The 12,937-nt window shown below is 73.2% G+C and carries 12 protein-coding genes and 1 tRNA gene; 3 read left to right on the forward strand and 10 right to left on the reverse strand.

What is annotated here, in order from left to right; all coding sequences use genetic code 11:
• Nucleotides 1–222: 222 nt before the first annotated feature.
• From UO65_RS38820 to UO65_RS09420, 8 genes are all read right to left on the reverse strand, one after another.
• Nucleotides 223–753, reverse strand: a complete 531-nt coding sequence (locus UO65_RS38820) for a DivIVA domain-containing protein (protein ID WP_035280743.1) — start codon at nucleotides 751–753, stop codon at nucleotides 223–225.
• A gap of 5 nt (nucleotides 754–758) precedes the next feature.
• The gene (locus UO65_RS37305; RefSeq protein ID WP_324608961.1) at nucleotides 759–2,045 is read right to left on the reverse strand and encodes a DivIVA domain-containing protein; all 1,287 of its coding nucleotides are present in this window, start codon (nucleotides 2,043–2,045) and stop codon (nucleotides 759–761) included.
• Between the two features lie 21 nt (nucleotides 2,046–2,066).
• Nucleotides 2,067–2,648, reverse strand: a complete 582-nt coding sequence (pth, locus tag UO65_RS09395; RefSeq protein WP_035280746.1) for an aminoacyl-tRNA hydrolase — start codon at nucleotides 2,646–2,648, stop codon at nucleotides 2,067–2,069.
• 84 nt (nucleotides 2,649–2,732) lie between these two features.
• Complete coding sequence (locus UO65_RS09400) at nucleotides 2,733–3,353, reverse strand: 50S ribosomal protein L25/general stress protein Ctc (RefSeq protein WP_035280748.1); 621 nt, start codon at nucleotides 3,351–3,353, stop codon at nucleotides 2,733–2,735.
• Between the two features lie 226 nt (nucleotides 3,354–3,579).
• Nucleotides 3,580–4,563: a ribose-phosphate diphosphokinase gene (locus tag UO65_RS09405; RefSeq protein WP_035280750.1), complete on the reverse strand. Its 984-nt coding sequence runs from the start codon at nucleotides 4,561–4,563 to the stop codon at nucleotides 3,580–3,582.
• A gap of 45 nt (nucleotides 4,564–4,608) precedes the next feature.
• Nucleotides 4,609–6,120, reverse strand: a complete 1,512-nt coding sequence (gene glmU, locus UO65_RS09410) for a bifunctional UDP-N-acetylglucosamine diphosphorylase/glucosamine-1-phosphate N-acetyltransferase GlmU (protein WP_035280752.1) — start codon at nucleotides 6,118–6,120, stop codon at nucleotides 4,609–4,611.
• A 197-nt stretch (nucleotides 6,121–6,317) separates the two neighbouring features.
• Entirely contained in the window at nucleotides 6,318–8,069 is a 1,752-nt protein-coding gene (locus UO65_RS09415; RefSeq protein WP_052020951.1) for a GGDEF domain-containing protein, read from the reverse strand.
• Between the two features lie 107 nt (nucleotides 8,070–8,176).
• Nucleotides 8,177–8,247, reverse strand: a tRNA-Gln gene (locus UO65_RS09420).
• Nucleotides 8,248–8,573: 326 nt separating this feature from the next.
• Between UO65_RS09420 and UO65_RS09425 the strand changes: the two genes are divergently transcribed.
• Together UO65_RS09425 and UO65_RS09430 are read left to right on the forward strand one after the other, a co-directional pair.
• Entirely contained in the window at nucleotides 8,574–9,527 is a 954-nt protein-coding gene (locus UO65_RS09425) for an acyl-CoA desaturase (protein WP_035280755.1), read from the forward strand.
• 56 nt (nucleotides 9,528–9,583) lie between these two features.
• Nucleotides 9,584–10,186 carry a TetR/AcrR family transcriptional regulator gene (locus UO65_RS09430; protein WP_084175421.1) on the forward strand — a complete coding sequence of 201 codons (603 nt, stop codon included), beginning with the start codon at nucleotides 9,584–9,586 and terminating at the stop codon, nucleotides 10,184–10,186.
• A gap of 39 nt (nucleotides 10,187–10,225) precedes the next feature.
• Here UO65_RS09430 and UO65_RS09435 read toward each other — a convergent pair whose 3' ends face one another.
• The gene (locus UO65_RS09435) at nucleotides 10,226–10,993 is read right to left on the reverse strand and encodes an enoyl-CoA hydratase/isomerase family protein (protein WP_035280785.1); all 768 of its coding nucleotides are present in this window, start codon (nucleotides 10,991–10,993) and stop codon (nucleotides 10,226–10,228) included.
• Between the two features lie 108 nt (nucleotides 10,994–11,101).
• On the opposite strand from UO65_RS09435, the gene UO65_RS09440 reads away from it, so the two are divergent.
• Complete coding sequence (locus UO65_RS09440; protein WP_035280760.1) at nucleotides 11,102–12,292, forward strand: PQQ-dependent sugar dehydrogenase; 1,191 nt, start codon at nucleotides 11,102–11,104, stop codon at nucleotides 12,290–12,292.
• Here UO65_RS09440 and UO65_RS09445 read toward each other — a convergent pair.
• Nucleotides 12,276–12,875 carry an HD domain-containing protein gene (locus UO65_RS09445; protein WP_035280762.1) on the reverse strand — a complete coding sequence of 200 codons (600 nt, stop codon included), beginning with the start codon at nucleotides 12,873–12,875 and terminating at the stop codon, nucleotides 12,276–12,278. The two genes, UO65_RS09440 and UO65_RS09445, sit on opposite strands and share 17 nt — an antisense overlap.
• Between the last annotated feature and the right edge of the window lie 62 nt (nucleotides 12,876–12,937).

Here is a 12,937-nt window from a genome sequence, read left to right on the forward strand (position 1 = left end):
ATCGCCACCCCCGGCCAAACACATCCACCCACCCGGGCAGTTGCTTGGTCGGGCTGGCGGTTTCGGGGTGGTCGGCCGGGCAAGCGCATCCACCCACCCGGGCAGTTGGCTCGCCGGGCCGCCAGTTCTCGGGGTGGTCGGTCGCTGCGCCCGGTGGGCTTCGGCGTGGTCGGCCGCTGGGCCTGCCGGTCTGGGGGTGGCCAGCCGGCTGCTTCGTCCGGCTCAGGTCCTGCGGCGGGTCAGTTCGGTGGCGATGGCTTCCAGGAAGGCGTCGACGTCGGCTTCCCGGTAGCCGGGGCCGAGGCGGGGGGAGGGGCCGAACTTGGTGTCGCGGACGTCCTGGGCGGTCAGGTCGACCGTGCCCCGGAAGGCTTCCTCCGCCTTGAGCAGGAAGGCGTCGACCTCGGTGGCGTCGTAGCCGCGGCGGCCGAAGGGGGTCGGGGGGAAGCGGGCGGTGCGGATGTCGTGGTCGGTCAGGGGGCGCGGTGAGGGGGCCGGGGGTGGGGGGTGGTGGGCGAAGTGCGCGGCCACCCGGTCCAGGAAGTCGTCGACCTCCGACTCGTAGTAGCCGCGCCTGCCGATGGGGGGTTTGCCGAAGCTGACCTCGTGCACCTCGGCGGCGGTGAGCCGAGTCCGGCCCTCCAGGGCGTCGACCACCCGGTCGAGGAAGGCGTCGACCTCGTCCTCGTCGTAGCCGCGCCTGCCCACCGCCGGCTTGCTGAAGCGGGCCGCGTGGACTTCCTCCGGGGTCATCGTGCTCAGTGCTCCCGGCGGTGCAGCTCGTCCACCCACGCTTCGATGACCGCGTCGACCGCGGCCTGGTGGTAGCCCTGGCCGACGAAGAACGTCAGGCCGGGGCGGGCGGCCTCCAGTTCCTCGGCCGTGGGGATGTCGTCGAGGGAGGTGGCGGCTCGGGTGAGGATCTGGACCAGGCGTTCCACGTCGCCGGTGCGGTAGCCGCGGACCCCGGCGGGGGCGGGGGGCAGCGGCAGGAACGGCACGTCGGAGTCGATCGGCAGCTCGGGGGCCGCGTGCCGGGTCGGGTACGACTGGGGGCGCGGGGGCTGCTGCTGCGCGGGCTGCTGCTGGACCGGGGGCGGGGCGGGCTGCTGGTGCTGGGCCTGGTGCTCCGGGGGGACCGGCGGGTAGCCCCTGGGCTCGGTGAACCACTCGCGGTTGTCCCGGCGCGGCGGCTCCTCCGCCTCGTGCCTGCGCCGCACCGGGGCCTGCTGGGGCTGCTGGGTGGCCTGGGGCTGCTGGGCCGGGCGGGCTGGGGCCTGCCTCGGGTGCTGCGCGCCGTCGCCGTTGTCGGTCGTGCCGTTGCCGGGGGGCGGCAGGAAGACCCGGCGCTGGTCCTTGACCGGGAGCTGGTGCGGGCCCGAGGTGTGGCCGGTCGAACCGCTCGCGGCCGGGCGGTGCTGCGCCTGCCGGGGCTGGGCGGGCTGCTGCTGGGCGGGTGCGGGTGGTCGCTCGGCGGGCAGGTCGTCGCTGAGCACGAACGGCTCGAAGTCGTCGTCCGCCGCCGCCGGGACCTGCGCTGCCGGGGCCTTGGCCGCGGGAGGCGGGGCGGCTTGGCGGGTGGGCTCGGGGGTGTTGGGGATCACCCGGCGCCGCGGTGGCGGGGTCGGGTCGGCGGACATGCCCGGGGGCAGCTCCAGGGCCGTCTTCCCCGGCGGGGTGGGGGGCAGGACGACGCGCGGGCCGGTGGCCTGGCCCGGTTGGCGGCGCGGTGCGGGCGGGTCGTCGAAGTCGTCGTCGTCGAGGTCGTCCTCCCCGGCCTCGACCCGTTCCAGGTGCTCCACGACCAGGTCGAGGAACTCGTCCACCTGGCCCTCGTGGTAGCCGCGGCGCACGATCGGGGCGGCGTCGAACTCCACCGAGCTCACCTCGGCGGCGGTGATCGGCTCGCCACCCTCGAGGGCGGCTTCCACCCGGTCCAGGAACGCGTCGACCTGGTCCTCGTGGTAGCCGCGCCTGCCGAAGGGCGCCTTGTCGAAGGTGGCCGCCCGGACGGCCTCCGCGGTCAGCGGCATGTTCGGCTGCACTCCTCAGACGGTAGCGGCGACTCAGGTCGCGTGGAAACTGTTCTGCGCGGCCGTCAGGCCCTGGCCCACGAGCGCCTCCACCGCGTCGGCGCACCGGTCGACCTCGAACGCCAGCTCCTTGCGCTCGGCGGCGCTGAAATCGCGCAGCACGAAGTCGGCCGGGTCCTGCCGACCCGGTGGTCTGCCGATGCCGAACCGCACACGGTGGTACTCCCTGCTGCCCAGCGACTTCGAGATCGACCGTAATCCATTGTGGCCGTTCTCGCCGCCGCCGAGCTTGAGCCGGACCGCCCCGAAGGGCAGGTCCAGCTCGTCGTGGACGACGCTCAGCCGCTCCAGCGGGGCCTTGAAGAACCGCAGCGCGCCCGCCACCGGACCGCCCGAGACGTTCATGAACGACCGGGGCTTGACCAGCACGACCCGCGCCCCGGCCAGCCTGCCCTCCAGCACCTCGGCCCCGGACCGGTGCGCCTTGAACTTCCCGCCCACCCTGGCAGCCAGCTCGTCGGCGACCAGGAAGCCGATGTTGTGCCGGTTGCCCGCGTACTGCGGGCCGGGGTTGCCCAGGCCGACGACGACCTGGGGTGCGTCGTCCTCGCCCATGCACCCTCCGTTCCACGGCCCGATGCCCCGGTCCAGTCGGACCGGGGCATCGGGGATTGTGTCAAACGCGCCGTTGCGGCGGTGTCAGTCCTGGGAGGTCTCGGGGGCTTCCTCGACCACGCCCGCGCCCTCGGCGTCGATCTCCGCCTCCATCTGCTCGGCGGTCGGCGCCGCGTTGACCGCGAGCACCAGGGCGGCCGGGTCGGTCACCAGGGTGGTGCCCGACGGGAGCGGGACCTCGGCGGCGTTGATCTGGGTGCCCGCCGTGACGCCCGCGATGGACAGCTCGACCTGGTCCGGGATGTTCAGCGCGTCGGCCTCGACCTGCAGGGTGGTGAGGTCCTGGGTGAGCAGGGTGCCCGGGGCGGCCTCGCCGGTGATGACGACGGGGACCTCGACGGTGACCTTCTCGCCCCGCTTGACCAGCAGCAGGTCGACGTGCTCGATGTAGTTCTTCAGCGGGTGGGTGGTGACGGTCTTGGTGAGCGCCAGCTCGGCACCGCTGCCGAAGTCCAGGGTCAGCACCGCGTTCTGACCGTGCTCACGCACGACGCGGGCGAACTCCAGGGCGGGCAGGGCCAGGTGCTGCGGGTCGGAACCGTGTCCGTACAGCACGGCGGGGATCTTGCCCGCGCGACGGGTGCGGCGAGCCGCGCCCTTGCCGAACTCGGTGCGCTGCTCGGCGGCCAGCTTTACCTCGGACACGGCGGAACACTCCTTGCGATCAACAACGGCGGCGGGGGCGCGACTTCTCAGTCGGCTGCGGCGGCCTGCGGCAAGGGGGCGCGCGATAACCCGGGACCAATGGGAACGGTCCGAGAACCGCCACGTCGATCACGCCAGGCGCGATGCCCGCCTCGCCGAGGCAACTCGAATAGTCTACGCACGACCCCGCCCCGGAACGAAACCGGGGTCGCCCGCAGGGAAAACGCTACGCGTCGCCGTCGAAGAGCGAAGTGACCGAGCCGTCCTCGAAGACCTCGCGGATGGCGCGCGCCAGCAGCGGGGCGATGGACAGCACGGTCATCCCCGGGAAGCGCTTGTCCTCGCCGATCGGCAGCGTGTTGGTGAAGATGACCTCCTTGGCGCCGCAGCCCGACAGCCGCTCCTGCGCCGGGCCCGACAGCACGCCGTGCGTGGCCGCCATGACCACGTCCGCGGCGCCCTCGTCGATGAGCTGGCCGACCGCCTTGGCGATGGTGCCGCCGGTGTCGACCATGTCGTCGATGACCACGCACAGCCTGCCCTCGACCTCGCCGACCACCCGGTTGGCGACGACCTCGTTGGGTCGCAGCGGGTCGCGGGTCTTGTGGATGAACGCGATCGGCACCCCGCCCAGGTCGTTGGCCCACTTCTCGGCCAGCTTGGTGCGCCCGGCGTCGGGGGAGACGACGGTGATGTTCTGCGCCGGGTAGTTCTCCTTGACGTAGCGCGACAGCAGCGTCTGGGCGAACAGGTGGTCGACCGGGCCGTCGAAGAAGCCCTGGATCTGCGCGGTGTGCAGGTCGACGGTCATGATCCGGTCGGCGCCCGCGGTCTTGAACAGGTCGGCGATGAGCCGGGCGGAGATCGGCTCGCGGCCCTTGTGCTTCTTGTCCTGCCGCGCGTACGGGTAGAACGGCATGATCACGGTGATCCGCTTGGCGCTGGCCCGCTTGAGCGCGTCGACCATGAGCAACTGCTCCATCACCCACTGGTTGATGGGCGCGGAGTGGCTCTGGATGACGAAGGCGTCGCAGCCGCGCACCGACTCCTCGAACCGGACGAAGGTCTCGCCGTTGGCGAAGTCGTAGGCCGCCTGCGGGGTGATCTCCACGTCGAGGTGCTTGGCGACCTCCTCGGCGAGTTCCGGGTGGGCCCGTCCGGAGAACAGCATCAGGTTCTTCTTCGGGGTGCCGCCGGTCTTGGTGCTCATGCGCGTCCTCGCTGTCTGGGGAACCACGGGCTGTCGGGGGAACCGCTAGTCGGTGCCGGGCTCGGTCCGGGTCGTGGTGTCGTCCGCGTCGGCCGCTGCCCGCCGCGCCCTGCGCGCCGCGTCCGCCGAGGCGGTGCCCGGCCTGCTGCGCAGGACCCAGTCGTCGATGTTGCGCTGCGGGCCGCCGGACACCGCGAGCGCGCCGGGGGGCACGTCAGCGCGGATCACCGTGCCCGCGCCGCTGTAGGCGCCGTCGCCGACGGTCACCGGGGCCACGAACATGTTGTCCGAGCCGGTGCGCACGTGCGAACCGACGACGCTGCGGTGCTTGGCCACCCCGTCGTAGTTGACGAACACGCTGGCCGCGCCGATGTTGCTGTGCTCGCCGATGGTGGCGTCGCCCACGTAGGACAGGTGCGGCACCTTGGAACCGGTGCCGATGTCGGCGTTCTTGGTCTCCACGAAGGTCCCGATCTTGCCCCGCTCGCCCAGCCGCGTCCCCGGGCGCAGGTAGGCGAACGGGCCGACGGTGGCCCCCGCCCCGACCACGGCCCCCGAGCCGTGCGTGCGCACCACGCTCGCCCCGGCCCCGACCTGCACGTCGGTCAGCGTGGTGTCCGGCCCGACGGTGGCGCCCTCGCCGACGGTGGTCCGCCCGCGGAGCTGCACCCCCGGCTCCAGCAGCACGTCGCGGGCCAGCTCCACCTCGACGTCGACCCAGGTGCTGGCCGGGTCGACCACGGTGACCCCGGCGCGCATCCAGGACTCCACCACCCGGCGGTTCAGCTCGGCGCCGAGCCGGGCCAGTTGCACCCGGTCGTTGACGCCCTCGGTCAGCCACGGGTCCGCGCACACCAGCGCCCCGACCCGGCGGCCGTCGGCGGCGGCGATGCCCAGCACGTCGGTCAGGTACAGCTCGCCCTGGGCGTTGTCGGTGGACAGCCGGGACAGGCCGTCGACCAGCACCGCCGCGTCGAAGGCGTACACCCCGGAGTTGACCTCGGTGATGGCCCGCTGCTCGGCGGTGGCGTCCTTGTGCTCGACGATCGCCTCCACGGCGCCGTCGGCGGTCCGGGTGATCCGGCCGTAGCCGGTCGGGTCGGCGACCACGGCGGTCAGCACGGTGACGGCGTTGCCGCGCCCGGCGTGCTCGTCGAGCAGCGCGGTGAGCGTGGCGGTGTCCAGCAGCGGCACGTCGCCGTAGGTGACCAGCACCGTGCCGGTCAGGTCGGCGGGCAGCGGCGCCAGCCCGCAGGACACCGCGTCGCCGGTGCCGTTCTGGTTCTCCTGCACCGCGGTCACGACCTCGCGGCCCAGGGCCTCGGCCACGGTGGACAGGTGCGCGCCGACCGCGTCGCGGCCGTGCCCGAGGACGACCACCAGGTGCGCGGGCTTGAGCCCGGCCGCGGCCCGCACGGCGTGCTCGACCAGCGGCCTGCCCGCCACCGGGTGCAGCACCTTCGGGGTGGCCGAGCGCATCCGGGTGCCCTCGCCCGCGGCGAGCACGACCGCGCTCACCTGCCCGAGCTGCGGGTGGTCCGGGTGGTTGGCGGGCATCGCGCTCCTCGGCATCGGGGTGTCGGCGGCTCGGGTCGGCAGGTCTGACCTGCGCGGCGGGGTCGGAGCAGTCGGGTCGGCATGGTCGGGTCGGCACAGTCGGGCGGGCACAGTCGGGTCGGCAAATCGGGTCACGCAGCGGCCGCGTCCGGCGATCCCGCTGGCACCATCCGGCGAGGTGCGGCCGGGAGCCGATCCTACGTGGTCTCCGGGAGCACCCACGCCCGGTCGGTGGCCCCTGCGGCCGACAGCGTGCCCGGCTCGACCCGCGCCCGCCTGCCCGACTCGGCCGCGGTGATCGCCACGATGTCGTTGCCGCCACCGCGCTTGGCCTGGTACATCGCCGCGTCCGCGCGGGCCAGCGCGCGCACCGCGGTCTCCTGCGGGCGCAGCGCCACCACGCCTATCGACAACGTCACACCGTGGGACATGTCGCGCGGGAGGTTCGCCACCGCGGTCAGCGCCCGGCGCAGCGCGGCCTCCGCGGCGTGCAGCGGGGCCCCGGGCAGCAGCACGATGAACTCGTCGCCGCCGTAGCGGGCGACCATGTCGCTGCCGCGCAGCGCGTCGCGCAGGGTGCCCGCGACCACCCGCAGCACGTCGTCGCCCTCGGCGTGCGACATGCGGTCGTTGACGCCCTTGAAGCCGTCCAGGTCGACCAGGGCGATGGCCAGCGGGTGGTTGGTCGGCGAGGACGCCAGGGCGTCCAACCGCTCGTCGAGCGCGCGGCGGTTGGGCAGCCCGGTCAGCGGGTCCTGCAACGCCTGCCGGGCGATCGAGGAGTGCATCCGCGACAGCCGCTCGTGCTCGCGGCGGGTGTTGAGGGTGGCGATCCGCGACTCGCGCATGTCCCAGAGCTGGGCCTCCAGCTCGGTGGCGTAGTGCTCCAGCGCCGAGGCGGTGCGCTCCCCGCCGTCCGGGCCGGACAGCCGGGCGAACTCGCGGATCAGGCACAGCCGCAGCGTCGGCTCGGCGGCCTCGTCGCACATCTCCGCGCGGGCGCTGCCGAGGACCTCCACCGCCTCCTCCTCGCGGCCCTCGTGCTCCAGGCAGCGGGCCAGCGCGATCGCCACGATGACCAGCTCGCGCGGGTAGCTGTCGGAGGCGATCAGCCCGCGCAGCCTGCCGATGTGCGCCTCCCCGGGCTGGGCCAGGGCCAGCGCGGCGCCGATGATCGGGTTCTGGTCGGCGGCGGCGGAGTGCGGGTCGCGGGGGAACAGCGACTCGCGGAACGGCGCCTCCACCGCGACCGCGATGGCCGCCGCGGTGGCGAACCGCTCGGCGGCCCGCTCGTCCTCGCCGATGCGCTCCAGCCGCAAGCCCCAGCCGACCAGCAGCCGGGCCCGGTTGATCAGGTGCACCGAGATCAGGTGCGGCCCGGCGCTGGCCCGGATGCACTTGTGCGCCCGCGACATCACCTGGTCGGCGACCTCGTAGACGCCGAGCTGGGTGAGCACGGTGCCGATGTCGACCAGGGTGGCCGCCATGATCATGTCCCAGGTGCGGCCGCCGAGCATCACGTCCGGGGTGATGTCCTCGTCCAGCATGGCCAGCGCGACCGCGGCCTCGGTCAGCGCGGCGTCCTCCGCGCCCGCCAGCAGCAGCCTGCGCCCGCGCAGCGCGTGCGCGTCGGCCTGCAGCACCACCAGCCCGTGGCGGCGGGTGTGCGCCAGCATCTCGTCGAGCAGCGGTTCGGCGGAGTCGGCCAGCTCGTTGTTGACCACCCGGACCGCGACCGCCGAGCGCAGGAGCTGGGCCACCATCCTCGGCTCGCCCCGGCTCTGCGCCTCGGCCAGCAGCCGGTCGACCTCGTCGGTGTGCCGGGGGCGGTCGCGCAGCGCGCTGGTCTGGATGACGGCGAGCAGCTCGCGCGCGCGCCCGACCAGCCAGGCGTCGGAGCGCTCCTCCAACGCGGGCAGCTCGCCGTCGCCACGCTGCTCGTCGTCCACGTCCGTCGCTGCACCCTCCGGGCTCGAGGCCTGCTGTGTCCGCGGTGTCCCGCGCCCCGCGTGTTCTGTTGTCGCCGCCCCCGGTCCCGCCCGGACCGGGTGGCCCGCTCCGCCGCCAGGATTCGAACCTGAACCATTGGAACCAAAATCCAAGGTGCTGCCTTTACACCACGGCGGACCGCCGGTGGATCACCACCGACCGCGGGGACATCGTGGCACGACCGCCGGGCGGCCAGCACCGGTACCCGGCGGATTGGTCGTCGCTCGCGTCCGATCGGGTGTTACGCGGGTCACTCCGACGGCCGCGCCGCTACGCACGGAACGCGCACCGGGACGCACCGTTCCCGCACCCCGGCACAGTGGCGCGAACCCGCCGCGCCCGACGCGCCGACGGGGTCGCCGCAGCGCTGGCGCGTCGGCGCGCCCATTCCCTACGCTGACGTAAGTTACGGCGCCGTAGGTGAGCCTGGCCTCAGCCCCGGGTTCGGAAAGAGGTACCTGAACATGACGAGCACCCTCGACGCGAAGGCGGGCGGCGAATCGTCCGGCGGCCCGAAACCCCTCTACGAGGGCAGCCGCGGCTCCGCCAACCGGATCGCGGTCTACATCTTCATCCTCGTCCCGTTCGCCGCCCTCATCGCGGCCGTGCCGCTGCTGTGGGGCTGGGGCCTGGGCTGGGTCGACGTCGCGCTGGCGGTGTTCTTCTTCTACTTCACCGGCCTGGGCATCACCGTCGGCTACCACCGGCTGTTCACCCACGGCTCGTTCAAGGCCAAGCGCCCGCTCAAGATCGTCCTGGCCGTCATGGGCTGCATGGCCATCCAGGGCCCGCCGATCATCTGGGTCGCCGACCACCGCCGCCACCACGCCTTCTCCGACCGCGAGGGCGACCCGCACTCCCCGTGGCTGCACGGCACCACCCCGCTCGGCATCGCCAAGGGCTTCTGGCACGCGCACATGGGCTGGATCTTCGAGCACGAGGTCACCAACAAGCAGCGCTTCGCCCCCGACCTGCTCGCCGACCGCGACATCGTCCGGGTGCACAAGCTGTTCTGGCTGTGCACCACCGCGACCCTGCTGCTCCCCGCCGCCCTCGGCGCCCTGCTCACCTGGTCGTGGTGGGGCGGGGTCACCGCGTTCTTCTGGGCGGGCCTGGTCCGCGTCGCGGTCCTGCACCACGTGACCTGGTCCACCAACTCCATCTGCCACCTGATCGGCGAGCGCCCCTTCACCAGCCGGGACAAGGCCGCCAACTTCTGGCCGCTGGCCATCCTCAGCTTCGGCGAGTCCTGGCACAACCTGCACCACGCCGACCCCACCTGCGCCAGGCACGGGGTCAAGCGCGGCCAGATCGACACCTCGGCCCGCCTGATCTGGGTGTTCGAGAAGCTCGGCTGGGCCACCGACGTCCGCTGGCCCACCCCCCAGCGCCTGGCCAAGCTCACCGCCACCAGGTGACTATCTAGGGTGTGTCGATGAGCGGTCGGCGTCGGCAAGGGGAATCGCGCGTGCGCATGACGGGCAAGGAACGCCGCCAGCAACTGCTGGACGTCGCCCGCGAGCTGTTCGCGGAGAAGGGCTACGACAGCTCGTCGGTCGAGGAGATCGCCCACCGGGCCGGGGTCAGCAAACCGGTCGTGTACGAGCACTTCGGCGGCAAGGAGGGCGTCTACGCGGTCGTCGTCGACCGCGAGATGCAGTCCCTGCTCTCCGGCATGACCGACGCGCTGACCGAGGACGCCGCCCACCCCCGCCTGCTCCTGGAACGGGCGGCCTGCTCCCTGCTCGACTACATCGAGGGCTCCACCGACGGGTTCCGCATCCTGGTCCGCGACTCCCCGGTCGCCACCGCCACCGGCACCTTCTCCAGCCTGCTCAACGACATCGCCAGCCAGGTGGAGCACATCCTGGGCGTGCAGTTCTCCAAGCGCGGCTACGACGCGCACCTGGCCGCGCTGTACGCGCAGTCGCTGGTGGGGATGGTGGCGCTGACCGGGCAGTGGTGGCTCGACGCCAGGGAACCGGGCAAGAACGAGGTCGCGGCGCACCTGGTGAACCTGGCGTGGAACGGGCTGTCGCACCTGGAGGGCAAACCGACGCTGCGCGAGCGCGGCTGACCGGTCCGCGTCGGACGGGTGGTGCCGGACCGGGTGGGGTCAGAACCTCGGGGGGCGCTTCTCGAGGAAGGCGGTCACGCCCTCGGCGTAGTCCGCGCTGGTGACCGAGTGGCTGTAGAGGGCCTCGACCTCGGGGTCGGCCGCGGCGGCGCCGTCGACGATCTTGGTGATGATGGTCTTGGCGCCGCGGATGGTGACCTGGGAGCGGGTGGCCATCAGGGTGGCGAGGTCCTCGGCGCGCTTGGGCAGGTCGTCGACGGGGTGCAGTTCGTTGACCAGGCCGATGCGCAGGGCGGTGGCGGCGTCGAGGATGTCGCCGGTGAAGAGGATCTGCTTGGCCCAGGCGGGGCCGACCGCGTCCACAAGTTGCTTGGTGGAGGGGAGGTTGAACACGATGCCGAGCTTGGCCGGGGTGATGCCGAAGCGGGCGTCGTCGGTGGCGATGCGCAGGTCGCAGGCGAGGGCGAGTTCGCAGCCGCCGCCGATGCAGAAGCCGGTGATGGCGGCGACGGTGGGCTTGGCCAGGCCGGTCAGCGCGGCCGTGGCCGCCTCCACCGCCTCGCCGTAGCGGACCGCGCCCTCGGCGTCGCGGCGCAGGGTGGTGAACTCGCTGATGTCGGCCCCGGCGGAGAACGTGTCGGTGCCGCGCACGACCAGCACCCGGACACTGTCGTCGGCGGCGACCGCGGCGACGTGGCCGGGGATGGCCGCCCACATCTCGTAGCTGAGCGCGTTGCGCTTCGCCGGGCGGTCGATGGTCAGGGTCGCCACCGGGCCCTCGACGGCCAGGCTCAGGTACTCGCTCACCGGCACACCGTATCCGCCGGCCCCCGGTCCGGGGAGCCTCCGAGAGCGCCGTCACGCGGGTCGGGTGGTCGGGCGGCGCCCCGCCCCGGGAACGGGCATTCTGGGCACATGTTCCGGACCCGTGCACTGACCGCGGCCGCCGCGGCGTTGGGCCTCGCAGGCTGTTCCGACTCCGCGGTCGGCCAGGTCCCCGCCCCGGGCTCGACCGCGCCCGCCACGCCTACCTCGGCGGTCGCCCCGGCGCTGGCCGTGGAGACCGTGGCGGGCGGGTTGACCCACGGGTGGGACATCGGGTTCCTGCCGGACGGCAAGGTGCTGGTCAGCCAGCGCACCGGTCAGTTCGCCCTGCTGTCGTCCGGGCGGCCCGGCGCGACCGCGACCACCCTGCGGGCCGACACCGCCGACATCCAGGTGCGCGGTGAGGGCGGGTTGCTGGGCATGGTCGTGCACCCCGACTTCGCCACCTCCCGCGAGTTCACCTCCTGCCAGACCCACACCGAGGGCGGGCAGCCCAAGGACATCCGGCTGGTCACCTGGAAGCTGTCCGACGACGAGCAGTCCGCCACGAAGGTCAAGGACCTGCTGACCGGGCTGCCGATCGCCGCGAGCGGCCGCCACTCCGGGTGCAGGCCGACGATCGCCGCCGACGGCGCGCTGCTCGTCGGCACCGGCGACACCGCCTCGGCGTCGGCGTCGCAGGACAGGGGCAACCTGGGCGGCAAGGTCCTGCGCATCGACCTCAAGACGGGCGCCCCGCTGGCGGACAACCCCACCCCCGGGTCGCCGGTCTACACCTACGGCCACCGCAACGTCCAGGGCGTGGCGATCCGCCCGGGTTCCGGGCAGGTCCTCACCGCCGAGCACGGCCCGGACAAGAACGACGAGGTCAACCTCCTGGTCGCGGGCGCTAACTACGGCTGGGACCCGTCGCAGGGCGGCACGGTGTCCGAGTACGACGAGAGCGTCCCGATGACCGACCTGACCCGCTTCCCCGACGCCGTCCCGGCCAAGTGGGAGTCCGGTCCCACCACCGAGGCGGTGTGCGCGTCCGCGTTCCTCGACGGTGAGCAGTGGGGGGCGCTCAACGGTGCTCTTGTGGTCACCGCGTTGAAGGGCGCCAAGCTCCTCCTGCTGTCCCTGGACAAGGACGCCAACGTGCAGTCGGTCGCGATCCCGCCGGAGTTCGCCGACCAGTTCGGCAGGCTGCGCGCGGCGCGGACGGGGCCGGACGGCGCCCTCTACGTGACGACCTCCAACGGCTCGGACGACAAGCTGCTGCGGATCACCCCGAAGGCGTGAGGCTTCCCAGTTCGCGCTTGAGGTTCCTGCGCGCTCTAGCGTCCCAGCGGCTGCGCGCAAGAGGGGTCCGGTAGAGAGAGGGCAACTCCAGCAGGTTCCGCAGCACCACGGCCCGCCCCGCGCGGAACGCGTCGTCCGGGACGTGCGGGTACTCGAAGCGGACCGCCCTGGCGTAGGCGTCGTAGTCCTCGGGTGTCGCGGCGAGGATCGCCAGGTCGGCGTCGCACAGCACCTCGCCGTTGGTGTCGCCCGGCTCGGTGCGGTGGCCCCTGGTCAGGCGCACCAACCGGGCTACCTCCGCCACCGAACCGGCGGGCAGGTGCGCGGCCAGGTCGGTCTCGGCGAGCCGGGCGCTGGCTTCCTCGTCGTCGGGTTCCCCCCGGTGGACGGCGTCGTGGTAGCAGGCGGCCAGGCGCACCAGGTCGGGGTCGGCGGCGTGCCCGGCCAGGGTGTCCACGTGCCGCAGCACCGCGCGCAGGTGCCGGAGGTCGTGGTAGCGGCGGTGGCCCTCCGCCCACCGGTCCAGCAGCGCGGCCAGCAGCGGCTCGGGCAGCGACAGCCGCGCCCACACCTCGGTCGACATGGGCGAACGCTATCGGCGCGGCGACTGTCGGTGCCAGTGCGTAGTCTTGGCAGCCGAGTACC

The organism is Actinokineospora spheciospongiae (assembly GCF_000564855.1).
Taxonomy (GTDB): Bacteria; Actinomycetota; Actinomycetes; order Mycobacteriales; family Pseudonocardiaceae; genus Actinokineospora; species Actinokineospora spheciospongiae.